28 protein-coding genes are annotated in these 24,443 nt (G+C 63.9%); 14 read left to right on the forward strand and 14 right to left on the reverse strand.

Translation table 11 applies throughout. The features are described 5' to 3' along the window. Nucleotides 1-11: 11 nt before the first annotated feature. From ACQP1T_RS06705 to ACQP1T_RS06715, 3 genes are all read right to left on the reverse strand, one after another. Nucleotides 12-437, reverse strand: a complete 426-nt coding sequence (locus tag ACQP1T_RS06705; protein WP_433759064.1) for a VOC family protein — start codon at nt 435-437, stop codon at nt 12-14. Nucleotides 438-524: 87 nt separating this feature from the next. Further along, a complete protein-coding gene (locus ACQP1T_RS06710) occupies nt 525-1,337 on the reverse strand; it encodes a helix-turn-helix domain-containing protein (protein ID WP_433759065.1) in 813 nt (270 codons plus the stop codon). A gap of 43 nt (nt 1,338-1,380) precedes the next feature. Beyond that, nucleotides 1,381-2,013 (reverse strand): NAD(P)-dependent oxidoreductase, encoded by a 633-nt coding sequence (locus tag ACQP1T_RS06715; RefSeq protein WP_433759066.1) that lies wholly within the window; start codon nt 2,011-2,013, stop codon nt 1,381-1,383. 79 nt (nt 2,014-2,092) lie between these two features. On the opposite strand from ACQP1T_RS06715, the gene ACQP1T_RS06720 reads away from it, so the two are divergent. The 7 genes from ACQP1T_RS06720 (at nt 2,093) to ACQP1T_RS06750 (ending at nt 8,895) form a co-directional block, all read left to right on the forward strand. Continuing rightward, on the forward strand, nt 2,093-2,683 hold the full coding sequence (locus ACQP1T_RS06720; protein WP_433759067.1) for a TetR/AcrR family transcriptional regulator: 591 nt from the start codon (nt 2,093-2,095) through the stop codon (nt 2,681-2,683). 172 nt (nt 2,684-2,855) lie between these two features. Beyond that, nucleotides 2,856-3,779, forward strand: a complete 924-nt coding sequence (locus ACQP1T_RS06725; RefSeq protein ID WP_433759068.1) for a quinone oxidoreductase family protein — start codon at nt 2,856-2,858, stop codon at nt 3,777-3,779. A 134-nt stretch (nt 3,780-3,913) separates the two neighbouring features. Continuing rightward, nucleotides 3,914-5,008 (forward strand): redox-regulated ATPase YchF, encoded by a 1,095-nt coding sequence (gene ychF, locus ACQP1T_RS06730; RefSeq protein ID WP_433759069.1) that lies wholly within the window; start codon nt 3,914-3,916, stop codon nt 5,006-5,008. 66 nt (nt 5,009-5,074) lie between these two features. Beyond that, entirely contained in the window at nt 5,075-5,869 is a 795-nt protein-coding gene (locus ACQP1T_RS06735) for a hypothetical protein (protein ID WP_433759070.1), read from the forward strand. Nucleotides 5,870-5,889: 20 nt separating this feature from the next. After that, on the forward strand, nt 5,890-6,540 hold the full coding sequence (locus tag ACQP1T_RS06740) for a metallophosphoesterase family protein (RefSeq protein WP_433762017.1): 651 nt from the start codon (nt 5,890-5,892) through the stop codon (nt 6,538-6,540). Nucleotides 6,541-6,544: 4 nt separating this feature from the next. Further along, nucleotides 6,545-7,660: a hypothetical protein gene (locus tag ACQP1T_RS06745; protein ID WP_433759071.1), complete on the forward strand. Its 1,116-nt coding sequence runs from the start codon at nt 6,545-6,547 to the stop codon at nt 7,658-7,660. A gap of 806 nt (nt 7,661-8,466) precedes the next feature. Beyond that, nucleotides 8,467-8,895, forward strand: coding sequence for a DoxX family protein (locus ACQP1T_RS06750; protein ID WP_433759072.1), 429 nt, complete (start codon nt 8,467-8,469; stop codon nt 8,893-8,895). Here the strand turns inward: ACQP1T_RS06750 and ACQP1T_RS06755 are convergent. Further along, nucleotides 8,844-9,296 carry a hypothetical protein gene (locus ACQP1T_RS06755; RefSeq protein WP_433759074.1) on the reverse strand — a complete coding sequence of 151 codons (453 nt, stop codon included), beginning with the start codon at nt 9,294-9,296 and terminating at the stop codon, nt 8,844-8,846. The two genes, ACQP1T_RS06750 and ACQP1T_RS06755, sit on opposite strands and share 52 nt — an antisense overlap. Before the next feature lie 89 nt (nt 9,297-9,385). On the opposite strand from ACQP1T_RS06755, the gene ACQP1T_RS06760 reads away from it, so the two are divergent. Further along, nucleotides 9,386-9,802: a VOC family protein gene (locus tag ACQP1T_RS06760; RefSeq protein WP_433759075.1), complete on the forward strand. Its 417-nt coding sequence runs from the start codon at nt 9,386-9,388 to the stop codon at nt 9,800-9,802. A 2-nt stretch (nt 9,803-9,804) separates the two neighbouring features. Further along, on the forward strand, nt 9,805-10,395 hold the full coding sequence (locus tag ACQP1T_RS06765; protein ID WP_433759076.1) for a dihydrofolate reductase family protein: 591 nt from the start codon (nt 9,805-9,807) through the stop codon (nt 10,393-10,395). A 151-nt stretch (nt 10,396-10,546) separates the two neighbouring features. On the opposite strand, the gene ACQP1T_RS06770 is transcribed toward ACQP1T_RS06765, so the two are convergent. Continuing rightward, a complete protein-coding gene (locus tag ACQP1T_RS06770; protein ID WP_433759077.1) occupies nt 10,547-10,909 on the reverse strand; it encodes a DoxX family protein in 363 nt (120 codons plus the stop codon). A 142-nt stretch (nt 10,910-11,051) separates the two neighbouring features. Between ACQP1T_RS06770 and ACQP1T_RS06775 the strand changes: the two genes are divergently transcribed. Next, the gene (locus tag ACQP1T_RS06775) at nt 11,052-11,996 is read left to right on the forward strand and encodes a LysR substrate-binding domain-containing protein (RefSeq protein WP_433759078.1); all 945 of its coding nucleotides are present in this window, start codon (nt 11,052-11,054) and stop codon (nt 11,994-11,996) included. 30 nt (nt 11,997-12,026) lie between these two features. On the opposite strand, the gene ACQP1T_RS06780 is transcribed toward ACQP1T_RS06775, so the two are convergent. Continuing rightward, nucleotides 12,027-12,530 carry a nitroreductase family deazaflavin-dependent oxidoreductase gene (locus tag ACQP1T_RS06780; RefSeq protein WP_433759079.1) on the reverse strand — a complete coding sequence of 168 codons (504 nt, stop codon included), beginning with the start codon at nt 12,528-12,530 and terminating at the stop codon, nt 12,027-12,029. 98 nt (nt 12,531-12,628) lie between these two features. Between ACQP1T_RS06780 and ACQP1T_RS06785 the strand changes: the two genes are divergently transcribed. Further along, complete coding sequence (locus ACQP1T_RS06785) at nt 12,629-13,243, forward strand: TetR/AcrR family transcriptional regulator (RefSeq protein WP_433759081.1); 615 nt, start codon at nt 12,629-12,631, stop codon at nt 13,241-13,243. Nucleotides 13,244-13,748: 505 nt separating this feature from the next. Here ACQP1T_RS06785 and ACQP1T_RS06790 read toward each other — a convergent pair. Beyond that, the gene (locus ACQP1T_RS06790; protein ID WP_433759083.1) at nt 13,749-15,905 is read right to left on the reverse strand and encodes a protein kinase domain-containing protein; all 2,157 of its coding nucleotides are present in this window, start codon (nt 15,903-15,905) and stop codon (nt 13,749-13,751) included. A gap of 53 nt (nt 15,906-15,958) precedes the next feature. Beyond that, nucleotides 15,959-16,591 (reverse strand): TetR/AcrR family transcriptional regulator, encoded by a 633-nt coding sequence (locus ACQP1T_RS06795; RefSeq protein ID WP_433759084.1) that lies wholly within the window; start codon nt 16,589-16,591, stop codon nt 15,959-15,961. A gap of 123 nt (nt 16,592-16,714) precedes the next feature. Here ACQP1T_RS06795 and ACQP1T_RS06800 point away from each other — a divergent pair, with 123 nt between their 5' ends. Then, complete coding sequence (locus ACQP1T_RS06800) at nt 16,715-17,635, forward strand: oxygenase MpaB family protein (RefSeq protein ID WP_433759085.1); 921 nt, start codon at nt 16,715-16,717, stop codon at nt 17,633-17,635. A 6-nt stretch (nt 17,636-17,641) separates the two neighbouring features. Here the strand turns inward: ACQP1T_RS06800 and ACQP1T_RS06805 are convergent, their stop codons facing one another. The 3 genes from ACQP1T_RS06805 to ACQP1T_RS06815 form a co-directional block, all read right to left on the reverse strand. Next, nucleotides 17,642-17,845 (reverse strand): hypothetical protein, encoded by a 204-nt coding sequence (locus tag ACQP1T_RS06805; RefSeq protein WP_433759086.1) that lies wholly within the window; start codon nt 17,843-17,845, stop codon nt 17,642-17,644. A 623-nt stretch (nt 17,846-18,468) separates the two neighbouring features. Further along, entirely contained in the window at nt 18,469-19,029 is a 561-nt protein-coding gene (locus tag ACQP1T_RS06810) for a hypothetical protein (RefSeq protein ID WP_433759087.1), read from the reverse strand. 64 nt (nt 19,030-19,093) lie between these two features. Further along, nucleotides 19,094-19,996, reverse strand: a complete 903-nt coding sequence (locus ACQP1T_RS06815) for a DMT family transporter (RefSeq protein WP_433759088.1) — start codon at nt 19,994-19,996, stop codon at nt 19,094-19,096. A 62-nt stretch (nt 19,997-20,058) separates the two neighbouring features. On the opposite strand from ACQP1T_RS06815, the gene ACQP1T_RS06820 reads away from it, so the two are divergent. Then, a complete protein-coding gene (locus ACQP1T_RS06820) occupies nt 20,059-20,970 on the forward strand; it encodes an AraC family transcriptional regulator (RefSeq protein ID WP_433759089.1) in 912 nt (303 codons plus the stop codon). Here the strand turns inward: ACQP1T_RS06820 and ACQP1T_RS06825 are convergent. Together ACQP1T_RS06825 and ACQP1T_RS06830 are read right to left on the reverse strand one after the other, a co-directional pair. Beyond that, entirely contained in the window at nt 20,880-21,494 is a 615-nt protein-coding gene (locus ACQP1T_RS06825) for a hypothetical protein (protein ID WP_433759090.1), read from the reverse strand. The genes ACQP1T_RS06820 and ACQP1T_RS06825 overlap by 91 nt on opposite strands. Nucleotides 21,495-21,540: 46 nt before the next feature. Then, complete coding sequence (locus ACQP1T_RS06830; RefSeq protein WP_433759091.1) at nt 21,541-22,023, reverse strand: MarR family winged helix-turn-helix transcriptional regulator; 483 nt, start codon at nt 22,021-22,023, stop codon at nt 21,541-21,543. Nucleotides 22,024-22,098: 75 nt separating this feature from the next. On the opposite strand from ACQP1T_RS06830, the gene ACQP1T_RS06835 reads away from it, so the two are divergent. Then, nucleotides 22,099-23,556, forward strand: a complete 1,458-nt coding sequence (locus tag ACQP1T_RS06835) for an MFS transporter (RefSeq protein ID WP_433759092.1) — start codon at nt 22,099-22,101, stop codon at nt 23,554-23,556. A gap of 86 nt (nt 23,557-23,642) precedes the next feature. Here the strand turns inward: ACQP1T_RS06835 and ACQP1T_RS06840 are convergent, their stop codons facing one another. Beyond that, entirely contained in the window at nt 23,643-24,371 is a 729-nt protein-coding gene (locus tag ACQP1T_RS06840) for a helix-turn-helix domain-containing protein (protein WP_433759093.1), read from the reverse strand. Between the last annotated feature and the right edge of the window lie 72 nt (nt 24,372-24,443).

The following is a 24,443-nucleotide window of genomic DNA, read 5'->3' on the forward strand; positions in this document are numbered from 1 at the left end:
GGCCGTCGTTGTTACTCGCCCCAATAGGTGCCGAAGCTCCAGAGATTGCCCTCCGGATCGCGGACGGTGAAGCCGCGCGAACCGTAGTCCTCATCGCGCAGTCCGCGCACCACCTCCGCACCAGCGGCGACCGCGCGGTCGTGCAGGGCATCGGGTTCCTCGCAGACGAGATAGATCGAATCGGTGCCCGGCCCGCGCTCACAGAACGGGTTATCGCCCTTGCCGATGGAACTGAACATGATGCCGCCGCCGAGTGGCCAGCGCAGCTGACCGTGCTCGACGAACGAAGGATCGTCCTCCTTGGCGTAGATCGCTGCTTCTTCGAAACCGAATGCGCTGGTCAGAAAGGCTATCGCCGCCCGAGCGTCGGTGAAATTGAGGCACGGCCATACGGCGGTGCGGGTGGTTGTCCGTGCTGAATCCGTTGGTGTTGTCATGGATCCAGCCTCACGCGCGGGACCCCTCCCGGTCTTGGACGGATGGAATCTGCTTCCGATTCTTCGTCGGGCGGCATACAACGAGGATCAGCTGGTCGATGTCTCTTCCGTCAGCCATACGGTGGGGCTGCAACCGGCCAGTTCCGCGAAGTCACGGTTGAGGTGGGCCTGGTCGTAATATCCGCAGGTCGCGGCCACCTGCGCGAATGTCACGTAGGACGGTGTATGCCCGATCATCCGCCTGGCCCGTTCGAATCGGGCGATCCGAGCCGCGAGTTTCGGGCCGAGGCCGAATTCCGCACCGAAGCGGCGGGCCAGATGTTGGCGGCTCCAACCGATCTCCTCGGCGAGTGGGCCGATCTGCGCCGCACCATCTGATTCGACCAAAGTGCGCCAGGCCCAAGTCAATTCGGGCGTCACCAGTCGGTCGTGACAGGCCAGTGCGGTCAATACCCGATCACAGGCGGCGAACCGCTCCGGCCAAGTCGACAGCTCCTGCAATTGCTCCCACAGCTGGCGCCCGACCGGCCCCGCCACCTCGGCGCATTCCACCGAGGTGTTCCACAGCGCACTCGCCGGCATCCCGAACAGCGCCCGGCTTCCGAGCGGCGTCAGCTCGATCCCGATCCCCTCCTGATACCCGCTGTGCGAAATGACCGCCGAACTGGCCTGCAACCCACTCAGCACGCACCGGTAATCCTCCGGCGACTGCCGCGAATCCGTCTGTGCCACAACGTCGATACTCGGCCCGATCGACACGATGAACGTCATATGCCGCGACGGCAGCCCCCGATGCAACCCGGGCGCGAACCCGCTCAACCGATACCCGACGTACCCGTCGATGTACGCCGCGAGCGCAGGTGCCGGACGTGCCGTCACCACTTCGGTGGTCGGCTCCATAGCCGCCAACGCTACGCCGCCGGTCGGCTATCGCAAGGCGAGTTCAGCTGGCGACGTTGACATGGTGGTGGATCGATCGCGGATCACCTGCCAGGTCGAGCAGGCAGGTCGCCAGGTCGTCGCGGCTGATCCGGATGCCGAATGTCACGTTGCGATCGACCGCCTTTCGGTAGGAACCCTTCGCCGGACCGTCAGTGAGCTGTGGTGCTCGCACGATCGTCCAATCGAGTTCGGTATCGCGCGTCGACTGCTCGGCCGCGGCCATATCGTCGAGGCTGTGCCGCAGCAGCGGACGCAGAATGAGCGGCTTCACCACGAAGCGGGTGAACCAATCATCACCTGGCCCAGCGATTCTCGCGCTATTGCTGATCAGGATCAGCCGCCGCACGCCCACCGATGACATGGCCTTGGTAATGGCAAGTGCGGCATCGGTGGCGACCGTCGTCGGGCCCTTGTCTTGTGAGCCGATGGTGTCGAGCACCACGTCGGCGCCTCGGATGGCCGTCGCGATGTCACCGGGGTTCATGACATCGGCCGTGATCACGCGCAGTTGTGGATGATCGGGTAGTGCGTGCTGACCGCGTACGACCGCGGTCACCTCGTGTCCGTCCGCGAGTGCATGGCGCACCAGGTGTCCGCCGGTGCGGCCGGTTGCTCCGAAGATCGTGAGTCGCATGTCGAGCCCTTCAGGTTGGTGAGTATTTACTAACCTAGGATGGGTGAGTACTTACTAACCTGTCAACCGGGGAGGCCGCATGGGCACGCGCGACCAGATCCTCGACGCCGCGGCGGAGATCATGCGCAACCGCGGCGTCGTCGAGGCGACGACCAAGGAGATCGCCAAGGCGGCGGGCTACTCCGAGGCCGCGCTCTACAAGCATTTCAGCGATAAAGAGGACCTGATTCTAGACGTCCTCCAACACCGCATGCCCGGTCCCGCCGCGACCCGACCCGAGCCGGGGTCCGCCACGATCGAAACGAACCTCGCCGCCTTCGCACGTGCCGCCCTGACCTTCTACCAGCAGTCCCTACCCCTACTCGGCGGACTACTCGCACAACCCAAACGTATGGCGGCACATCGTGATTCGATGCGACGGCACGGCGCGGGCCCCGGTCACGCCATCGCCGGAATCGCCGCTTACCTGCGGGCCGAGCAGCAACTCGGTCGGGTCGCCGCCGAAGCCGACGTCGACACCGCGGCCGCCCTCCTCGACGGCACCTGCTTCCACCAGGCTTTCCTACGGTTCTACGAGGAGGGTCCGGAGGCGACTGCCGCCCCGGATGAACTCGCGGACAGCGTTGCGCGGGCGCTTGTCCGCGGGCTCGGATCGTCCGTTGATGGATAGTCGACGCAGCGGTGCGGATTGCCCTCGCCCACTCGTGCGTTGGGCTGCGGCGACAGCGGTCATGACGAATGCTCGCCAGGGACGGTGAGATATCGCACTCGGGTGGGCGACGCGCTGTGAGTCGGAGCCGTATCCAGATAGCGTTACCGCTCCTAACGTTCTTGGAGGTGTGATGCGGCGGGTGCAATACCAGCGCAGCGGTGGTCCGGAGGTACTCGAGGTGGTGTCGGCCGAGGTGCCGACGCCGGGCCCCGGGGAACTGCTGGTCCGGGTCGACGCGGTTGGTGTCACGCTGCCCGTGGTTCGCAAGGTGCGTGAGCAGCGGGAGCCGATCGCGCTGGGTGGTGAGGTCGCGGGCGAGGTGGTCGCCGTTGGTGAGGGCGTGACCACATGTGTGCCCGGCTACCGCGTGACCGGTCTGGTCTTCGGCCACGGGTATGCCGACTACGCGCTGCTCTCCGCCGCGATGGCCTCGCCGATTCCGGACGGCGCCTCGGCCGTCGACGCGGTCGCGCTGGTCCGCAGCGGTTTGGTCGCACTCGGTGCGCTCGACGCCGCGAATCCGAAACCGGACGAGTCCGCCCTGATCACGGCCGCCGCGAGTGGTGTCGGCCACCTCGCCCTGCAACTCGCGCGGGTGCGTGGGGCCGCACGAGTAGTGGCGGCGGTCTCGGACCTCGCCAAGGCCGACTTCCTGCACGGACTGGGCGCTGACGAAGTTGTCGCGTACGACCAGGAATCGTGGGGCGAACCCGTCGATTACGTCCTCGACGCCGTCGGCGGCGACCTGCTCACCCCAGCTATCGCGGCGGTGGCCCCTGGCGGACGACTCGTCGCCTACAGCTCCGGCGGCGGCACCATCCAGGCCTATGACCTGCTCGTCGGCGCAAAATCGGTGATCGGTTTCCAAATGGCCCGCATCGCCCGCAATTCCCCGGACCTCTACGAACACTGGCGTCAGGAACTCTGGCAGTACTTCGCCTCCGGCCTACTCCGCCCCGCTGTCCACGCGGAGTTCCCACTGGAAGACGCCGCCGAGGCCCACGCCGTCATCGAGGACCGCTCGAACCTCGGCAAGGTCATCCTGATTCCCTGACGCAGTCAGGGTGTGCGGGTGTGCGTCACGGGCGGGAGCGTCACCAGATCCTCGAGTCCTACGAAATCCGCCGGGCAATGGCAATCTCGGCCGCTGCCGAAGCTCTGCCTCCTGCCGCGTAGACTCTGTTCCTCGTGAGTCTCACCCTCGGAATTGTCGGCCTGCCCAACGTCGGAAAGTCGACGCTGTTCAATGCGCTGACCAAGAACGACGTGCTGGCCGCGAACTATCCGTTCGCGACCATCGAGCCGAACGTCGGGGTGGTTCCGCTGCCCGATCCGCGACTGGAGAAGCTGGCCGAGATCTTCGGCTCTCAGCGCATCCTGCCCGCCACGGTGTCGTTCGTCGATATCGCGGGCATCGTGAAGGGCGCCTCCGAGGGCGCCGGGCTCGGCAACAAATTCCTCGCCAATATTCGCGAAGCCGATGCCATCTGCCAGGTGGTGCGGGTCTTCGCCGACGATGATGTGGTGCACGTCGACGGGCGCGTCGACCCGCTCGCCGATATCGAGGTCATCGAAACCGAGCTGATCATCGCCGATATGCAGACGCTGGAGAAGGCGATCCCGCGGCTGGAGAAGGAAGCCAAGGTCAAAAAGGACCGCAAGCCGCTGCTCGACGCGGCCAAGGCCGCCCAGGAAGTTCTCGACAGCGGCAAAACCCTCTTCTCCGCCCGTGCCCAACTGGATGGCGAACTGCTGAAAGAACTTTCGCTGCTCACCACCAAGCCGTTCCTCTACGTCTTCAATGCCGACGAGTCGGTGCTCACCGACGATGCCAAGGTCGCTGAACTGAAAGCCGCTGTCGCACCGGCGGATTCGGTCTTCCTCGACGCCAAGGTCGAAGCCGAACTCCTCGAACTCGACGACGAATCCGCCCTGGAACTCCTCGAATCCATCGGCCAAACCGAGCCCGGCCTGCACGCCCTGGCCCGCACCGGCTTCCACACCCTCGGCCTGCAGACCTACCTCACCGCAGGGCCGAAAGAGGCCCGCGCCTGGACAATCCACCAGGGCGACACCGCCCCCAAGGCCGCCGGCGTCATCCACACCGACTTCGAACGCGGCTTCATCAAGGCCGAGGTAGTCGCCTACGACGACCTCATCACCGCAGGCTCCATGGCCGCCGCCAAGGCCGCGGGCAAGGTCCGCATGGAAGGCAAGGACTACATCATGGCCGACGGCGACGTAGTCGAGTTCCGTAGCGGATTAGCGTCTGGCAAGAAGTAACGTAGGAGCGCCAAACCGGGCTTGTTTTTGCGGGAGTCCGTCGTAGCCCGCCGGTACTCTATGGCCATGTCAGCGCCATCTACGTCAAAAGTTAACCGATCCGGAAAGGCTGCTGTGGTCGACTGCCTACTGCTGTCCGAGATCGAGTCGGCGGTCAAGGGGCGGTCACTTGCCCTGATGCTGTATGGAAGCCAGGCGCGTGGCTCTGCCGACGACGCTTCCGATGTGGACGTACTCCAATTGGTGGCACGGCGACCTCGTTCGTACAGGGTCGGTCGAGTGGCCGTTACTGCCTACACCGCTAGTCAGTTGCACCATATGGCGCAAAGCGGTGGCCTATTCATCTTGCATCTTCGTCACGAAGGTATCGTCATTTCAGACGATCATGGAGTCCTACGGCGCGCGCTCGATGCATATCGGCCACCGGCTGACTATGGTATTTTGAGGGATGAATTTCGATCTGCAGCACTCGCTTTGGCGGTCGATGATGAGACTTTCGTTTCACATTATAAGGCTCTCGGCCGGCTGGGCATCTATCTAATCCGCTCGTACTATTATCTGAAACGTGTCGAGTCTGGATCTATCGATTTCGACGTGGATAGCGCTGTTAGTGACGTCAGTGACTCTGAACTCGCCCGGGTGGTTCGCATGCGTCGTCTGGAATCGCTGACCTTGGAGGACTCTTTGACGGTCAGAGATCAGGTCCTCGCCTTGTTTCAGATTTCTCGCCATCGTAACTCGCTCGAATCGGTAGCTCTTGAACTTGCTAGGCGCTCACCGCAGGCCGCGATGCTAGTTGCTCAAGTCATCAGCGGTGCGAATTCTTTGAACTACGCCGCGACTCCGCTGCCGCCGCTGTGAAGGTGGAGCCATTAGCATTTGTGGGGGACCTACACGGCATGGATGCTGAACTGCGAGCGATACTTCGCGCCTACCTTGGAAAGCGACATCTAGTGTTTCTGGGCGATTACGTGAATCGAGGTCCGCATTCACACGAAGTAATTGAGCTGCTGGTTGATGCAACGAAGCGGTGGCCCGATCTCATAACGACTCTTCGGGGCAACCATGATCAATCTGTGCTTAACTATATAAATGGGGGCGAGTTTGTCGACTTTATTTCTATGGGTGGGTTAGCGACGATCGCATCTTATACATCGGTCGTAGGCGATGATATTCGGACAGCCTTTCGCGAATCCATGCCAACGAGCCATGTTGAGTTTCTTCAGCAACTTCCCGACTATTTCGAGCGCGACGACGTGTTCGCGTCCCACTGTGGCCCGAATCCCGCTCGGCCTGAATCCCGGAGCCGACGCGATGTAGCGCTTGGCTCTCATTTCTCCTTCTTTCGAGATGACAGTACTTGGGTGTTTGATAAACCGATCGTGTGCGGACATTATGTCCAGCGAGATCGTCGAGCCTACCTTAGTGAAAGGCTATCAGTTATAGACACTGGCTGCGGAACTATTCAAGGCGCGCCTTTGAGTGTACTGCTTTGGCCAGAGCGCAGAGTGCGACAATTCGGAGGGTATTGAGATTATGGCATCGACCGAAATAAGGGTTCAAATCTTGCGACAAGCTTTTGAGCGCTCGGAGTCTATAATCGCCGTGCACTATGCATCGGGAAACCTATTTAAGTCCAAGGATAGCCCTGTTCCTGTTACCTGTGTAAGTGTCACAGTGCTTTCCGATAACAGCACTAGTGCTTTCAGTCTGTCTGACATCGACGGTCAAGACCTTGAGCAGCGCGAAACGGAACTTCTGAGAAGATTCTTCCAATTTCTGAGTGATCAGCAAGACGCCAAGCTGGTTCATTGGAACATGGATAAAGCTGATTACGGTTTCAGTGCTTTAGCGAACAGGTATCGTTGGCTTTCCGGTGAAGATCCTCATTACCGGCCTTCCGCGGACCGCCTCTTTGATCTTGACCAGCTATTGACTGATACTTTCGGTGAGGGCTATGTGCCGCATCCAAAGCTGCCGAGTCTTGCTGCGCTCAATAAGATCGGGCAGCGCTACTGGATAACGGGCAAGGAAGAGGCGGATAGGGCAGAAAATGGCGATTATGCGGCTATCCAAAGGTCGACATCGGAGAAGTCGAGAGCTATCGCAGAACTTTTTCGAGAGTTCGCCTCCGGTTCGATAGTAACTGAAAGATCTGCTGGTTCAGTCGATTTTGCTGGAGCCAAGGCGGACGCGGTAAGGGTCGTTCTGGAGATCGCTGACAGAATGCTGTATGTAGAACGCTCTTTGCGGTCCCGTCATGGGGATAGGGACACTCTTACGGTCAAGGATGAGTACGACGTTCAGGATCTGCTGAGATCGCTACTGGTGCTCTTCTTCGACGATGTCAGGGAAGAAACGTGGTCTCCGGAAAATGCTGGGGCTTCAAGTAGGATTGATTTCACTTTGCCCGACTACAAAATGGCGATCGAGGTGAAGAAGAGTCGCGACAGTATGACAGCGAAGACGGTCGGGGAGGAGTTGATCGCTGATAGTCACAAATATGCGAAGCATCCAGATATCAGTCACCTGGTGTGCATCGTCATCGATCACGAAGGAAGATTGAAAAATCCTCGTGGTCTTGAGAAGGATCTGTCAAAGAATTCAACTACCGAAGGGATTGCTGTAACTGTCCGAATTGTTGATAGGTGAGGATCGACGGCAGCGCGGTCGGCTCAGTCCTTCTGGCCGCACTGCCGGATTGTGCCGGCGCGCAGGGCCGTTGTGTCCGCGTAACGACGCTGATTCTGAATCGTGCTCTCGCCGGGGGTGACATGAGCCATCGACCGGGTTGGGTGGAAGCGGCTTCGTGCTTGACTGCGGGAGAGCAAGTCAGGGACGGCAGGCGTCGTGCCCAGCACTGCTCGTTGATGAAAGTGGCCGGATAGGAAGGCCGGCGTTCTTCCCGTCGCTCGGCGGCGCGAAGAGCCGCCCTCGAGTTTGTATCACGGAATTCGGCAGAGCCCGGGAAGCGAACTGTGTACGCACATCGCACTATCCGGGCGACCGGCGCGTCGCAGCATGAGCCAGTTCGTGTGACGATCCAACCTCTGCGACGGAATACGCGCTGCCGGTCTCTCAAGGGGCAATGGCGATGGGAGCTGTTGCACAGCAGTGCTTTTGAGTTTCCGACTAATCTTTCAATGATCATCGCTCGGTAGTTCGGCGTCAGAACCTGGATCGATGTCAAGTGGGTCGAATTTCGTTTCAACGTCTAGCGTTCCAGCTTCTACGAAGAAGTAGGGCAGCGCGTGTATCGCTGCTGGTAGCGACTCTACTGAGGCCCCCATCCGGTATTCGGGTGGGGGCTCAGTCGTTTCGCCGACGCGGTGCGATGGCCGACCTCGACCGCGCGGTGAAGATTCTTTCGACCGCGGCGATGAGTTTTCCGGACCGCCCCCGTCTGTACTGGTGAACGCGCCACCAACCCGGCGCGACCGACCCAGAAGGAACAAGAAATGACCGCCATCACCGCCACCCAGACCACGGCCGCCGTCCACCCCGGCAAGATCCGCAACCGCGTCCTGTGGACCCTGCAGATCGTGCTCGGTCTGTTCTTCATCATCGCCTCCGGCGGCCCGAAGCTCGTCATCCCGCAGACCCTGATGGAAAACAACGCCACCGCCTTCTCGATCCCGTTGGCGCTGCTGGTCTTCATCGGTCTCGCCGAGGTCGCGGGCGGGATCGGACTCATGGTGCCCCGCCTGACCGCGGCCGCCGCGATCGGCCTGGCGATCGTCACCTTCCTCGCCGCCGGCTTCAACGCCTTCCTGGCCGACACCCCGGAATTGGCCCCCTTCCCGCTGGCGCTCACTGCGATCTTCGCCTGGATCGCCTACGAACGCCGGGCCTCGCTCACCGCCCTGCCCGCGCTGATCAAGCGATGACCCGCGCATAACGCCCGGCTACCGGCGGCACCCAGCCGCCGGTAGCCGCGTTGTGCGTTACGGGGACGGTCCGGTCGGGTTGGTCGGGCTGTCCCATCGGAGTCGCGGGGCGGACGTCGCCGGATCGGGACGCCCACCCCGCGACCCTCCGAATCGGGTTCGCGTAACTCGATCTCGACGAGCCGGCTGATCGCCTCCGCAGGCATCCCGTTCTCGACGAACTCCGCGGTCGGCAGCATGGTAGCCGGGTCCATCGTCATCAGGCAGTAGCCCTCCGACGGCACCGCGCCATCCAGCGCATCGCTCACCGCGCGCCAGTAGTCCTCCACACCCAGCCCACGCTGGACCAGCCGCGAGATCGTGTGGCGAAGCCGGTCGTGCACGGGCTGGGAGGTGGCCATGCCTCAACCTAGCCGAACCCCCAGAAATGTGGGATAGCCGTAAGAATCCAGGTCGCAGCATGATCAACGCAGGCAAAGGAGGTACTGGGATGAGAACGTTGCACATCGGGTTGCGGGTGACCGATCCTGGGCGGTCGCTGGCGTTCTACACCGCTGTCGGATACCAGGTCGTCGGTAGTGTGCCCGAGACGCCGATCGGGCATCTGACCATGCTGAAGCTCCCTGACGACGAGTTCGTCACCATCGAGTTGGTGCACGACGGCGACCCGGTCGACCGGGGTACCGACGTCAGTCATGTGGTCGTGCAGATCGAGTCGATGGCCGACACGCTCGATGCGCTGGCCGGCCACGGGATCGAGCCGGTCGCCCCGCAGCACGACGGCGAAGACGGCCTGAAGACGGCGTTCATCGCCGACCCGGACGGTCGCCGGATCGAACTCGTCCAATGGCCCGCAGGCCACGCCGACGGCATGACCGCCGCCGACTGGCCGGAGAAAGGAAATTGAGGATGGACAGGACGCCGCTCCGCCTTTACATGTCCGTATCGGTCGACGGGTACATCGCCGGGCCGGACGACCAGCCGGGCCAGGAACTCGGCCGCAACGGAGGGCGGCTGTTCGACTGGCTCGACGACCGGATGTCCGAAGGGGTCAACGGGCAGGTGTACGCGGAGGCCGCGTCCACCGGCGCCGTGATATCCGGACGCCGCACGTTCGAGCTGGCCAAGCGATGGAACGGCGACCACCACGACGGCGTGCCGATTTGCGTGCTCACCCACACCATCGACCCGGCCGACGTGCCCCCGGGCAGCGCGAAGTACTACACCGACGTCGACGCGTGTGCCGACGAGGCCCGGGAAGCAGCGGGAGATCGAGCCGTGCTGGTCCACGGCGCGGGCGCGGCACGGGCTCTGCTGGCAGCAGGCCAGCTCGACGAACTCGAATTGCACCTCGTCCCGGTACTGCTAGGTGGAGGACGGCGTCTGTTCGAACCGACAGCACAAGGCCACGTCGAGTTGGAACTCATTCGTCGGCTCGAAGGCCGCGGCGCCACACATCTGCGTTACCGCGTAGTCCATCAAGAAGGGCAACAGCCATGACAGCGGCCTTGCTGACAATCGATGCTCTCGACGTCAGTGGCACCTGGACCATTTATCCGGCGCACAGTTCCATTGTCCCAGTTACGGACGGGCGCTCAGCCGTTCTCTCACACGCTATTCGGCATGAGCGCGCACTCGGGGAAGCAGAGAGTCACACCCAGGTGGTCGCGAACAAAACGGTCACGGCTGCTGTCAGGAGAAGGGTGATGTTGAGGGCGACTTTTCGATCTCCGCCGGTCAGGTGGACCGGGATCGCACCGAATTGCAGGAGTACGAATCCGACGGCCGCGACCACAGCGAGCCAGGGCGCGATGCCGGTCAGCGGCGGAAGGATCAGCCCGAGCGCGCCGAGTACTTCGAGCACGCCGATGGCGCGGACGGCGGGTAGGGGTGTGCGGTCCACCCAGGCCATCATGGGCCGCAGTCGATCCCGGCTTCGGATGATCTTCAGTGCGCCTGCATGCAGGTAGAAGAGGGCGAGCAGGCAGGCGGCGATCCAGAATGCGATGTTCACAATTTCACTATCGAAACCGTTGTGGCGGAGTTCGTTTCGTCGCTGTATGTTTTGTCGGTCATATTTCGATTGCACCGCCGGGACACCGGAGGTGTCCAAGACCTGTTCCGCGATACCGATACCGGACGGGTATCGTTCCAGTGTGGAGCTACGTACGCTGCGTTACTTCGTAGCTGTCGCCGAGGAACGCCACTTCGGTCGCGCCGCCACCCGGCTGCACATGAGCCAACCGCCGCTGAGCCGCGTCATCCGGCAACTGGAGGCGGAAGTTGGTGCCGCCCTGTTCGATCGGTCGCCCGCCGGTGTCGGTCTCACCCCGGTCGGGGCAGTGCTACTCGACGAGGCGCGTGCTCTGCTCGAGCAGGCCGACCGGGTCAGCGTGCGGGTGGCCGCCGCGGCCGGAAACGCGAATCTCACCATCGGGATCCTGGGCGACGCCAGCGACCCCGGCATCACCAGACTGGCCGCCGCTTACCGCCAACGGCATCCCGAGGTCGACATCCGTATCCGCGACACCGACCTCACCGACCCCACCTGCGGGCTGAAGGCCGGACTTGTCGATGTCGCCGTGACCCGTGCACCGTTCAACGACACCGCCCTGACCGTCCGTGAACTGCGCGCCGACCCGGTCGGAGCCGTACTACGCGCCGACGATCCGCTGGCCCACCGCGACCACCTGAAACTGACCGACTTGGCCGACCGTCGCTGGTTCCAGTTTCCCGCTGGCACCGACCCCCTCTGGCAGACCTACTGGAACGGTGGCGAACCGCGGGAAGGCCCGATCGTGCGGGTCGTTCAAGAGTGTGTGCAGGCCGTGCTCTGGAACGGCACCGTTGGCATAACTCCGCTCGGGCACAACGTGCCCGAGGGATTGGCCGTGGTCGCGCTGATCGATATGGCGCCGAGCAGGGTGGTGGTGGTCTGGAACGAGGGCGACGCCAACCCGTTGATCCGATCGTTCGTGCAAACAGCAACGGCCGCATACCGCGATACCGAGATCCTCCGAGCAGATCAGTTCGAGACAGCGGGTAGTCAAAGCCGTCACCTGGACCGACGACCCGAGCCACAGCGGTCTCGGGCCGTGTGATCGTCAGCGGGTCGTGCTGTAGCAGTAGCGCTATGGCGCATCGGGATCGGGGGCGGTGCGGGGGCGGAGGATGACGACTGGGATTTCGCGTTCGGTCCAGGCTTGGTAGGTGTCGAAGTCGGCGTAGGCCTGGACCAGTTCGGGCCATAGGCGTGCGCGTTGTCGGGGGTCGGCGGTTACTGCGTGTACGGGGTGGCGGTCGCGGCCGATCTGGATGTGGGTGTCGGGGTGGGCGCACAGGTTGTGGTACCACTGCGGGTGTTTGGCGAGTCCGCCCTGGGACGCCACGATGATCGTGTCCGCGCCGTCGGTGATGTAGAGCAGCGGCGTGGTGTAGGTGGTGCCGGATTTCCGGCCTCGATGTTCGAGTAGCAGAGTCGGTACCGGCTTGCGGAAACCCGCACCGATGCGCCATTTTCCGCCGATGCGTCCACCGGTGCGTTTGTAGACCCAGACTTGGGCTTTACCCATGTATTTGAAGATCTTCGGCAATACCGGCGAGTCGAGCTGTTCGGGGCGTGGTGGAGTCGTCATTGATTTCCTTCGATCCGGCCTACTGAACTGACCATACATCTAGCGGCAAGTGTATGGTCAAGACCTCGGATGTGAAGTTTGAAGGAGTGAGCAATCCGGTGCGCACGCATGGATGGTCGGGGACGGCACCTGTGGACGACGACGAAGCCGTCGACCGCATCCTCGCCGCCGCGCGTCGCGCGATCGACCGATCCGGCGGGGACTTCAGCATCGCGGAGGTCGCTCGTGACCTCGGCGTCACCCGTCAGACCGTGTATCGCTATTTCCCCAGTGCCGAAGCACTTTTGACCGCGACCGCCATCGCGCATACCACGCACTTCCTCGACGTCCTCGCCGAGCACGTGAGTCGGATCCGCGATCCCGCCACCGCTGTCGTGGAGGGCATCGCCTACACACTCGAACGGCTACCGCACGAGAAATACCTCAACCTGCTGCTCGCCCCCGGCCGCGCCAGCGCCTTCTCCGCGGGCGTAACCTCCGACACCGCACTGACATTCGGCCGCTCGATCCTGCAACGCTACGCGGTCGACTGGGCTGCCGCCGGAATCTCCGACGCCGAGCTGGACGAGCTCGTCGAGCACATGCTGCGCATCGTCCAATCGTTCGTCATCGATCCCGGCCGACCGCCGCGTCGCGGCGAAGAACTTCGCGCTTACCTCACCACCTGGGTCGCTCCCGCGCTCGACGCGACACGGCGCGGTGTGGTCAGTTGACGCCGAGCGGCGGCCGATGCAGGACGAGTCAGCCGGACTCCGCGCATTCGTAGACGAATATCGGTGATCAGGCCTGGAGAGTAGGATCGTGCTGGTCGGGGACGGATTTTGCTCGGTGCGAAATGCCGGGATCGGATGGTCTGAAATAGAGGAGTTCTCGCGATCCGTCATCGGTTTGGAGGATTGATCATGCTTCGTATTTCGCTATTAGTTGTTACTGGTGCTGCAGGGATTGCCGCGACGCTGGGTCCGGTGAGTGCGCTGGCTGCTCCGGATGATCCTGGGACGCCTTGTGGGGATCAGATGGTTATGAATACTCATCGGGAGTGCGTCCAGATCGGCAGCTTTTGTACGTTGTCGGATGGGATGATCATCGGGAATATCGCGCGCGATGGGCGGTGTGTTCTTCCCGGTACGAATATTTGAGGCTGTTGAATCCACTGTTGCGTCTAATTCGAGTTAGGTGCAGGGGGTTTGGTGTCGGTCGAGGGGAAAGTTGTTGAGGCTAGCGGCCTCTGGGGTATTTGGTTACCACGGTGCCGTCGGTATTGGCGGCCAGGTAGGCGCCGCCGTAGTCGTCGGTCAGGTAGACCATGACTGTTGGTTGGTCGTTGTTGAAGGTCCAGGCCGGGTCGACGATTACGTAGCGGAGGGTGGGGGTGGGGATGCCGAGGCTTTCGTCGGCCGTGCGGAATAGGTCGGGGAGGATGTCCCAGTTGATCGAACTCAGCTTTATGGTGGCCTTGTCCGAGAGCGGGCCGCCTGCGCCTTTTCGGGTCGCGGTTCCGTCGCGGTAGACGAAGAGGTCGTAGAGGTCGGGTTTGTTTTTGACCGGTGCGCCGACATTAGCGTAGGTCGGGTAGAACGTTGCCTCGTTGAATTCGTCGCTGCCGGAGACCTTTTCGAGTGCGGCGATGGCCTGGCGGATGCCGGTCGGGGTCAGCAGGTCGACGGCTTTGCCGCTGACGGGTGCTCCGGATGTCGGGCGTGCGGATCGGCTTGTGGCGGGGAATTCGTCGGTGGCGGGCAGATTGCTCGAATTGGCCTGGTTGCCGGTCGAATCGGGGCGCATGGCCACAATCACCATTGTGGCGACAACGGCAGCGATGAGTGCGGCAGCCGCGAGGCCGAGGACAATCCCGCGTGAGAGTGGTTTGGGTGCAGTGGAATTCGTGGAGCCATTTGGGTGCGTGGCGGGTGTCGTCCCGCTGGGTCCGTGGAACTCGTCGACTGAGCCAGGCGAATTGAAGGCATTGGGTATATCGCCCGCACCTCGCGAATTGAATCCGCCGGGTACATAGGGTGTGCTGAATGCGCCGGGTGTGTTGCTCGCGCCGCGCGAATTGAATCCGCCCGGTGCATTGGCTGCGTCGGGTGCGCTGGCTGCGTCAGGGGTGTCCGCCACGCCTGGCATGCTGAATGCGGGTGTGTTGCCCGCACCCGGTGTGCTGAAAGCACTAGGCAGGTTGCCCGCACCTGGCGTTTCGAATCCACTGCGCGCATCTGCTGCACCTGGGGTATCGAATCCGCTCGGAGTGCCGAATCCACCGGGTCCATAGGCTGCCCCTGGGGTGCTGAAGCCAGGACTTTGGGTCGCCCCTGGGGCATCGAATCGACCCGGCGAGACGGCCGCATCAAACCCGCCCTGACTACCAAAAGCCCCTGGACTGCGGTCCGCGCTCTGCCCAGCAACAGCTCCCAGACCACTGTCCGCGCTCTGCCCACCAAGAGCCCTCGGATTACTGCCTGCGCTCTCCCCGGCAACAGCTCCCGGACTGCTGCTCCCACCCAGTCCACCAGAAGCCCTCGGTCCACCCAGCACATCGAAAACCCGCGGCGCACCGGCAAACCCGACCGCCTGCGCAAGCATCAGATCCACCTGCTCCGCATTCGGTCGACGCTCGGGATCGGGCACCAGCAGCGCCGTCAAAACCGCAGTCAACCCCCCAGCCCGCTGCGGCGGCGGCACCTCCCCTCTGATCACGGCGGCGAGCGTGGCGACGGTCGACTCGCGCCGCATCGGGTGGAACCCCTCTACCGCGAAGTACAGCAGCAAACCGAATGACCACAGGTCAGAGGCCGTATGCCCCTCCTGGCCACTGAGCCGTTCCGGCGCAACATAATCCAGCGAGCCGACCACACTGCCGGTGGAGGTCAATCCGTTCATGCCGTTGATCGCGGCGATACCGAAATCGGTCAGGACCGGTGAACCATCTTCGCGCAGTAGCACATTCGCGGGTTTGATATCGCGGTGCAGTACGCCCACCTGATGCGCGGCACGGAGGGCGGCGAGGATGCCACGGCCGAGGTGCCCCGCTTGCAGGGGCGGCATCGGTCCTCCCGCCAAATGATCGGCGAGACTCTGTCCGCGAACCAGTTCCATGACGATCCACGGATGCGCGACTTCGGGTGAGTCCACGATGTGGTGGATGGCAACGACATTCGGATGACCGATCCGGGCCAGCGCCCTGGCCTCCCGCAGCACCCGCTCGCGATGCACGCCGGGCGAGCCGGCGCCATCGGTCTCCGCCCGCACCTCTTTGAGCGCGACCTCACGATGCAGCGCGAGGTCATACGCCCGCCACACCGTTCCCATACCGCCGCTGCCGAGCGGCTCGAGCAATTCGAAACGCCCGTCGACCACTGCACGCTCGGAAATCACGGCGCAAGCCTATGGTATTGCCGCGCTCATGCGACACACGTGTTTCACATGCGTCATTCGGCGGAGATGAGGCGGTCAAGTCCGGCGAGGATGTTGTCGCGCAGGTTTGGCCAGGTGGGGGAGTAGGAGTCCCCACCGGGGAGTGCGGTAACCGCCACCGCGCCGCACATCGAGGAGACCGTGATGCGTAGCCAGTCCCGCGCACCGGGAGTCGCGGCCAAGTTCGGCGCGATATCGGTGACCGTGGCGAAGGCCAGCGTGTCGATCTGGGCGATGAGGTCGACGACAGCGTCGGCGATCTCCGGATCGGTGCGGGCGGCGGCGACGAATTCGAGCAGGGCCGCGGTGAGCGGTTGGTTCGCGGCCATCCAGAGCACGTCGACCAGCAGTGCGACGCGCTCGCGTTCGGTGTCGGCGGCGGGTGGATCGGCGCGCAGGGCTTGGACGAAGACCTCCGCGAGGTGGATGGTCGCGGCCTTAACCAACTCACCCTTGGTGGGGTAGTGGTGTTGTTGCGCGCCCTGGCTGACGCCCGCGATTTCGGCGACGCCGCGGGTGGTGGTCGCGGCGTAGCCATGGTTGATCAGGCTTTGAATTGTCGCGTTCAGCAGTGCGATTCGAGTTTCTTCCCGGCGCGCCGCACGCGTCTGCCGTTGGCCTTTCGCGGTGGTGGAGGACGGCGTCACGGTTCGACAGTACCGAAGCCGGATCGCGGCCATTTTGATAAGTCAAACGACTTGTCAAGTCGGTTGACTTGTCTTAGCGTGGTGGCAGCGGGAGGGTCTGCGACCCGGATGGAGGTCAGGTCGATGACGACCGATACGGTTCAGCGCCACCATGATCGGCTGGTCGAGGACGTCCGATGGTTCATCGGCTCCGTGGTTCCCGGCCTATTCGGCCGATTGGCCTACGACCAAGTGGCGTATCGCGAAATCGCCGCCGCCGTGGATCGCGGCGGACGATTCGCGCAGAACTTCACCGATCGCGCGGTGCGCAGCCTGGCGCATGTCGACCTGATGACCTTCGGTGATTCGGCCGATGCGCAGGCCGAGATCGAACTGTTGAAGCGCCTGCATCGCGACGTACGCGGCACGGGCGCAAAGGATTTCGCCGACACCAGGTACAGCGCGCTGAATCCCGATGCCTGGAAGTGGGTCGCGGTCAGCGGTCTCAATGTGATCTATCAGGCGTATGTGCATACCGCGGGTCGTCGACTCGATCCGGCGGAGCGGGAAATCGTCTACCAGACGATCCGGGCGAGCGTAGCGCCATTGGAGTTGCCCGGCCGGGGAACCAGACTTCCCGCGACGCTGGCCGAAATGACCGAGTACTACGACGATATCGCGCGAAACAAGCTGGCGGACAATGAGTTCCTGCAGTTCGCCAGGCGCAGCCTGAGTGCACTTCCGCTCCCGACATTGCTGCTACCCGCGATCGTGCGAGTGCTGGCGCAACCATTGTGGCGCGCCACGCTGCCGGTCGCGGCCCGTCCGGTCCTGATCTGCTCGGCAGGTGCGGCGCATCCGAAAATGCGCGAACTGCTCGGCCCGGACTGGACGACCCGAAACCGCCTCGAATTCGCCTTGTACACAACGGTTGCCACGCTCGCCTGGCAACATCTGCCGCGTCGGCTCACGCTGACGCCATTGGCCCACAACCGATTCCGATACGAGAAGATCCGGGCTCGGTACAAGAGCCTGCAGCTGGACTCCTTCGCCGCATCGGCCTGAACCGCGCTACTTCCCGGTACCGACCAACTGGTCGAAGAAGGCGCGGTAGCTGCGCAATGCCAGCCGCAGATCCTCGGTATCGCCGTCCTCCTCGCGCGACCACAGCCGTTCCAGCGACTGCTTCCGCTCGGCCAATGTGGCGGACAACTGCTGAACCGTGGTCATGACGAGGTCGTCGGCCTGCGTCACCGCGTCGTGCGGGCTGTCCACGAAACTGCCCTGCACCTGCCGCCATGCGGTGCGCAGCCGCTCGACATCGGCCGCACCGAAGAGCGGCTGACCCCCGATGTCCTGCGGATCTGCCGCCGTGTGTTCGTCCGCCGCTGCGTGCCGTTCTGCGGCAGTGCCCCCGTCTGCGGCGGTGCGCTGGTCTGTAGCCGTGCGTTCGGCTGTCGCCGAGCCCCCGCCTGCCGCCGTGCGTTCGTCTGCGGCTGCGCTCTTGTCTGTGGCTGTGCGATCGTCAGTGCCAGTGCCAGTGCCAGTGCCAGTGCCAGTGCCAGTGCCTGCAGCAGTGCTCGTGCCTGTGCCTGCAGCAGTGCCCGTGCCCCCGCCTGCAGGCGTGCGTTCGTCCGGCGTTGCGCGCTGGTCGGTGGCCGTGCCTCCGCCCGCGCCGGTAGGCCGGTCTCCGGCAGTGTTCTCGCCTGCGCCCGCCCGCTCGCTCTCATCCTCACCGACCGCTGACGTACCAACGCCCCCGCTGGCCTCGGCTTCCGATATCGGCGCCGGTCCATACGAAGCAGCCGAATCGGTCTCGGTACCGGTGCGGGTCGCGGTCGGCGAAACCCCTTCCGGCACTTCGGCTTCCAGATTCCGCTGCCGATCCTGCTCCGTGCTCATCGCTTTGCATCCTTCTTCTCGCCCGGCGCGCTGCCGAGCAGGTCCTCGAACAACTCGCGGTACTGCACCACCGCGAATCGCATATCCTCGGTGGAGATTCGGGTATCGGAGCGCCGAATCGCGATCTCATGTGCGGCGCGATAGTGCCCCACGGTCGCCGCGTGCTCGACGGACAGATCGGCGAGCTGCTGGTCATATCCTTCGGTGGGATAGCCGCGCTCGGCCATGATGTCGGCCACCAGCACATCGGCAGCCGTCACCGCATCCGCCGGAGCGTCGACGAAGCGTTCCTGCATATGGGCCCACTCCGCGCGGTACCGCTGCTTCTCTTCGTCCGATAGCTCCCGAATATCGAATTCGGCGTGTCGGCGCTCGCGCTCGCTCAGCTCACGTTCAGCGGCCTTACGGCTGTCCGACTCTTCCATGGTCCGGTCGTATTCGGGCCCGAACTTCGTGCGCAGTCGCCTTCTCCGCAGCATCGACCATGCCGCGACCAGCAACCCGGCCGCGACCAACACCACCACGACGACCACAATTGCGATCACTACAGAAGACACCCGATCCTCCTAGCCCAGACGGTCGTGTCGTCCACGTAATGCCTCGCCAGCGGCCATCCAAACCTCAGGAACGCACGTCGACCGGCTCCGGTGCGGGTGGCGTCGGTTCCCGCGCCGTTTCGCTGCGAGTGTTCAGCCAGGCACCCATGAACATCAGTGCGGCCCCGAGAGCCTGCGTCGGCGAGATGGACTCTCCGAGCAGCATCCACGCACAGCTGAGACCGAAGGCGGGCACCAAGAACATCGCCGCAGCCGCGGTCGCCGGACCGACCTGGCTCACCGCGCGGTAGTAGAGGACATACGCGAGGGCCGTGGGCAGCACACCCAGATAGGCCTGATTGAGCCAGAATCCGAGGTCCAGCGCGGACCACCGAACGTCGGAAAGTTCCGGCGCGGCGACGAGTCCCAGCGCGAGCGTGCCCGCGGCGGTGGCGTACACGGTGACGGTCGGGGCGGACAGCCGAGACAACAGCGGCGCGCCGAGCATCGTGTAACTCGCCCAGCAGGCCGCCGCCGCGAGGAAAACGAGATCGCCGAGCAGCCGGTGGGATCCGGTCGCGGGGATGCCGAGAAAGAACACGCCCGCACCGGCGATCGCCACGCTCAGCCCGACCAGTCGGATGCGCGAAAGCCGAGTGCGGCCGAGCAACGCCGTCACCACGACCGTGAAAATCGGTGCTGCCATCGGGACGATCACGCTGCCGTCCGCCGCTGGGGCCAGGGCAAGTCCCAGAAAGAACAGAAAGTTGTAGCCGAATACACCGACCAGCCCGAGCCCGGCCGCGCGAGCGGCATCGGCGGCGGGCAGGCGCGGTGCCCGCAGCACGATGAGCAGCACAATCGTGCCGATCAGAAATCGCAGAAATCCGGCGACCGCATGCGGCACCTCGTTGACCGCAAGCTTCGAGGAGGCGAACGCACTGCCCCACAACGCCATGACCAGGACCAATAGCAATCGGATACGCACAGCTCGATCATCGGCGGGGGCCGCGCCGGAGTATTGAACGCTGGTGCGGTGACAATGGATAGGTGACCGAGCGTGAATGGGTCGACTACCGGCGAATGGCTGACCGCCCGGTCGAGGTCATGCACGCGCATTTCGAACGGCACGTCTACGACCTGCACAGCCACGAGACGTACTCGTTCGGACTGACCGAATTCGGCGCGCAGACCTTCGACTGTCGCGGCGCCACCCGCACCAGCACGGCGGGCATGGTGATGGCCTTCAATCCGGACGAGCCGCACGACGGCCACAGCTCGACCGAACTCGGATTCACCTATTGGATCGCGCATATCGGCTCCGAGTTGATCACCGATCTGCTATCCGACCGCGCGGGCCGCCCGACCGGTCTGCCATTGTTCACCGATCCGGTGCTGCGTGATCCGGTGCTTACATCGGCCCTGCACAGGCTCTGTGCGAGTCTGATCGGCCCCGCCACCGAACTCGCCGCCGACGAGGCATTGGCCGCCTCGGTCGCGGCCCTGGTGCAGCGCGGCACCCGAACGCCGACGAGAACCGCTGTGGTACAGGCCGGTTCGGCCGCGGATATCGCGCGACGGGTCCGCACCGTACTGCACGATCGCTATCTCGACCCCATTTCCATGGACGATCTGGCCGAGGCCGCCGAATGCAGCCGATTCGCGCTGTATCGCGCCTTCCGCACCAATTACGGTCTGGCGCCGAGTGATTACCAACGGCTGCTCCGGCTACGCACGGCTCGCAGATTGATCGCCGCGGGCCGACCGATCAGTCAGGCGGCGATCGAGGCCGGATTCGCCGATCAAGCCCATCTGACCCGCTGGTTCCGGCGCTGCTACGGCATTACGCCCGGCGTGTATTTCGAAGCGGGTCAGGGCTCGACGGGTTCCAGTGTCGCACCGGTGAATGTCACGAAATCCGGTCCCTCGGTGAAACTTTCGGAAGTTTCCTCGCCGATGTAGAGGTCGAGATGTCGTGGGCCACCGAGTCCCGGTGTGAATTCGTCGCCGATCGTCCAGGTTGCCGAACTGAATCTGCCGCAGATGCGACTGGCACTCCCACAACCCGTGAGCCGCAATCGAGTTCCCGGTTCGATGTCATCGGCGGCCGCGCTCTCGAACGGATGCAGCGCCTCGCCTCGGGTGTCCCGCGGTTCGGTATCGAGCCAGAAGCCGACATCGTAGGACCAGTTCAGATATCGACCCGCGTGCTCGCCGCTGGTGATCCGGCCGGTGCCCTCATCGCGCACCGCATCGACGAAGTCCTCTGGTAGCGAGCCGATTTCGACATTTGACTCGGTGCAGTCGAGATCACCGCAGCCGCGCACGGTTTCGAGCGGGCCGGAGTGATAGGACTCGACCGCGGTGTAATACACCGTCACCGTCCAGCCGTTCCATTCGTCGGCCTCGGTATCGAGTCCGCAGCCCACGGCGAGCGGCGACGCCACGAACAGCGTTGCCGCGACCAGCCCGAACCCGAACCTCACCGCAGCGATATTGCCCGACGCCGCGGGGACCGCGCCACTCGGCGTCCTACCGGTCGGCGGGTGGGCGTGGCCACGGATTCTCCTCGAGGTGCTCTATCGACATATTGAACCGGGTGATGAGCCCGCTCAACTGTGCGATATCGGCGGCCGTCCAGTCGGTCACGACCGCGCCGATGCCCTCTTGACTCTGCTCGCGATCGGCGGCGACCAGTTCCAGGCCCTTGGCGCTGGCCCGGATCTTGCGGGCAATGCCGCCGTCCGGGTCGGGGACGCGCTCGACAAGCCCCTGCTTCAGCATCGCGGCGACCTGCCGGTTGATGGTGGAGATATCGAGCTGGAAGGCCTCCGACAATTCGCGCAGGCTGAGTGGGGCGTCCATTTCCAGTCTGGTCAGGATCAGATACGCGGACCGGTCGAGCTGGAATCCGGGTCGGCGCAGCAGTGAGGCCGGGAAGTGCCGGGAGAGCAGGGTCAACTCGAAGACGAGCCGGTTGAGCGCATCGTCATCCTCGGGACCTGATTCGGACATGGCCCACACTATGTCGGCTGAATCACGTCGATGGCAAATTGTGCACGATACATATGATATGTACCGTACATATTCATGACTGTAGCAGCCGACGCGTCTTCGACCGTCACCGAGGACGACGCTCGGCGCCGTCCGGCATCCGGCCTGCTCATCGCGACCCTCGGCATGGTCGGTGTGGTCGTGTCGCTGATGCAGACGCTGGTCATTCCGATCATTCCCACGCTGCCGACGCTGCTGGACACCTCGGCGTCCAATGCGTCCTGGGTAATCACCGCGACCCTGCTGGCCGGTGCCGTGGCGACCCCGATCAGCGGCCGACTCGGCGATATGTTCGGCAAGCGCCGGGTGCTGTTCGCCAATCTGGTATCGCTGGTCGCCGGTTCGGTGGTGTGCGCGCTGTTCTCCTCGCTGGCTCCCGAAATCATCGGGCGCTCGCTGCAGGGTGCGGCGGTCGGCGCGATCCCGCTCGGCATCAGCATCATGCGTGACGAATTGCCCGCCGAGAAGGTGGGTTCCGCGATGGCGATCATGAGTGCCACGCTCGGCGTCGGCGGTGCGCTCGGCCTGCCGCTGGCGGCGGCGATCGCGCAGAATGCGGACTGGCACATGCTGTTCTGGACCGCGGCCGGGCTCGGTGTCGTCTGTGCCGCACTGGTTTTCGTCTTCGTACCGGAGTCACCGGTGCGCACACCGGCGCGGTTCGATTTCGGTGGTGCGCTCGGACTGTCGATTGCGTTGCTGGCCTTGCTGATTCCGATCACCAAGGGTGCGGATTGGGGCTGGGGCAGTGCCAGCACGCTCGCCCTGTTCGCACTGTCGTTGGTGGCCTTCCTCATCTGGGGCTTCTTCGAACTGAAGCAGCGCTCGCCGCTGGTCGACCTGCGGGTCTCGGCGCGGCCGCGGGTGCTGTTCACCAACCTCGCTTCCATCGCGGTCGGGTTCGCGCTCTACGGCATGTCGTTGACCTTTCCCCAGCTGATGATGGCGCCGGAGCAGACCGGATACGGATTCGGGCTGTCCATGGTCAATGCCGGATTGGCATTGGCCCCAACGGGATTCGTGATGATCCTGCTTTCGCCGGTCTCGGCGCGGCTGTCTGCGGCACGCGGCCCGAAGATCACGCTGGCGCTCGGCTCGGCGGTGATCGCGATCGGCTATCTGTGTGCCGTGGTGCTGATGAACAGCGTCTGGGAGCTCATGATCGCGGCGATGATCGTCGCGGGTGGTGTCGGTCTGGCCTATGCCGCGATGCCCGCGCTGATCATGGGCGCGGTGCCGGTCACCGAGACCGCCGCGGCCAACGGCCTCAATTCACTGATGCGCTCGATCGGTACCTCGACCTCGTCGGCGGTGATGAGCGTGGTGCTCGCGCATATGACGATCCAGCTCGGCTCGCATGTGCTGCCCTCGCGCGACGGCTTCCACACCACGTTCCTGATCGCCACCGCCGCGGCCCTGGTCGCCATCGTGTTGACGCTGGTCATTCCGATGCGCAAGGCAGCCGATGCCGCCGAAAAGGCCGGGCACGCCTGATCATCGGGTCACCATCCCGAACGGCCGCGGGGCCGATCCGCAACGGCGAGGATCGGCCCCGTTGTCGTTTCCATGGCCGGGTCGGTTCAGTCGATCGGCACCAGGGTGTACATCCACCACGGCCGCCGCGGAAACTCGGACATGAAGACGTTCAATGTCATTCGGCGCAGTTCGCGGCGTGCCGGATCGCGGACGTGGATCCATTGTCTGGCGATATCGGCCGGTGCCACATCGGTGAGCCAGAGCTGCTCCCACTCCGGCGCCGACCGGCAGGCGGAGATGATCTTGTCCAGCCGTTCCTGGGGCACCAGGCCAGGCGCCATCATCCGCAGCGCGTAGACCATCAGATGCGCTTCCTTGTGCCACTCGTGCACGGCCTGCCTGGCGTTCGGATTCAGCATCGTCCACTCGAGGATATTGTCGCCGGGCGCGAGACCGGGAAATAGTCGCAGGTAGGCGGAGTTCGCGGCGACCAGATCGAAGGTGGGCACGATCTGGAACCAGGCGGGCAGGGTCAGGCTGCGCAAAGTGCGCAGATCGGTGGGCAGCGGCATGCTGGGCATGGGGCCGAAGGTGTCCGGAAACTGGCTCGCCTGAGTGAGGCTCACGATGTGGTCGCGGTAGAACACCGGTACGCCAAGCGCGTCGAACAACCGGCCCAGCGTCGCCGAGGTCGGCGCGACCACGCCCCGTTCGAAGTCCTCGATCACCGTCTGCGGGAACCCGGTGGCCACGGCCATCGCGGCCTGGGTGAGTCCGGCCGCTGCACGCCGTTCACGCAGATAGCGGGCGATCGAAGGGCGGGTGTCCGCCATGATGTTCTGCCTCCTGAGTCCCTCGGGATCAAGGGGCCGATCCCCCCCGTTCAAACCTAACTTCGACCGAAA

Origin of the sequence: Nocardia sp. CA-135398 (genome assembly GCF_050955845.1) — a bacterium.
Taxonomy (GTDB): domain Bacteria; phylum Actinomycetota; class Actinomycetes; order Mycobacteriales; family Mycobacteriaceae; genus Nocardia.

Coding starts and splice junctions, on each gene's coding strand:
- ACQP1T_RS06705 (WP_433759064.1), bottom strand. CDS start 437: ATGACAACACCAACGGATTCAGCACGGACAACCACCCGCACCGCCGTA.
- ACQP1T_RS06710 (WP_433759065.1), bottom strand. CDS start 1,337: ATGGAGCCGACCACCGAAGTGGTGACGGCACGTCCGGCACCTGCGCTC.
- ACQP1T_RS06715 (WP_433759066.1), bottom strand. CDS start 2,013: ATGCGACTCACGATCTTCGGAGCAACCGGCCGCACCGGCGGACACCTG.
- ACQP1T_RS06720 (WP_433759067.1), top strand. CDS start 2,093: ATGGGCACGCGCGACCAGATCCTCGACGCCGCGGCGGAGATCATGCGC.
- ACQP1T_RS06725 (WP_433759068.1), top strand. CDS start 2,856: ATGCGGCGGGTGCAATACCAGCGCAGCGGTGGTCCGGAGGTACTCGAG.
- ACQP1T_RS06735 (WP_433759070.1), top strand. CDS start 5,075: ATGTCAGCGCCATCTACGTCAAAAGTTAACCGATCCGGAAAGGCTGCT.
- ACQP1T_RS06745 (WP_433759071.1), top strand. CDS start 6,545: ATGGCATCGACCGAAATAAGGGTTCAAATCTTGCGACAAGCTTTTGAG.
- ACQP1T_RS06750 (WP_433759072.1), top strand. CDS start 8,467: ATGACCGCCATCACCGCCACCCAGACCACGGCCGCCGTCCACCCCGGC.
- ACQP1T_RS06755 (WP_433759074.1), bottom strand. CDS start 9,296: ATGGCCACCTCCCAGCCCGTGCACGACCGGCTTCGCCACACGATCTCG.
- ACQP1T_RS06760 (WP_433759075.1), top strand. CDS start 9,386: ATGAGAACGTTGCACATCGGGTTGCGGGTGACCGATCCTGGGCGGTCG.
- ACQP1T_RS06765 (WP_433759076.1), top strand. CDS start 9,805: ATGGACAGGACGCCGCTCCGCCTTTACATGTCCGTATCGGTCGACGGG.
- ACQP1T_RS06780 (WP_433759079.1), bottom strand. CDS start 12,530: ATGACGACTCCACCACGCCCCGAACAGCTCGACTCGCCGGTATTGCCG.
- ACQP1T_RS06800 (WP_433759085.1), top strand. CDS start 16,715: ATGACGACCGATACGGTTCAGCGCCACCATGATCGGCTGGTCGAGGAC.
- ACQP1T_RS06830 (WP_433759091.1), bottom strand. CDS start 22,023: ATGTCCGAATCAGGTCCCGAGGATGACGATGCGCTCAACCGGCTCGTC.
- ACQP1T_RS06835 (WP_433759092.1), top strand. CDS start 22,099: ATGACTGTAGCAGCCGACGCGTCTTCGACCGTCACCGAGGACGACGCT.
- ACQP1T_RS06840 (WP_433759093.1), bottom strand. CDS start 24,371: ATGGCGGACACCCGCCCTTCGATCGCCCGCTATCTGCGTGAACGGCGT.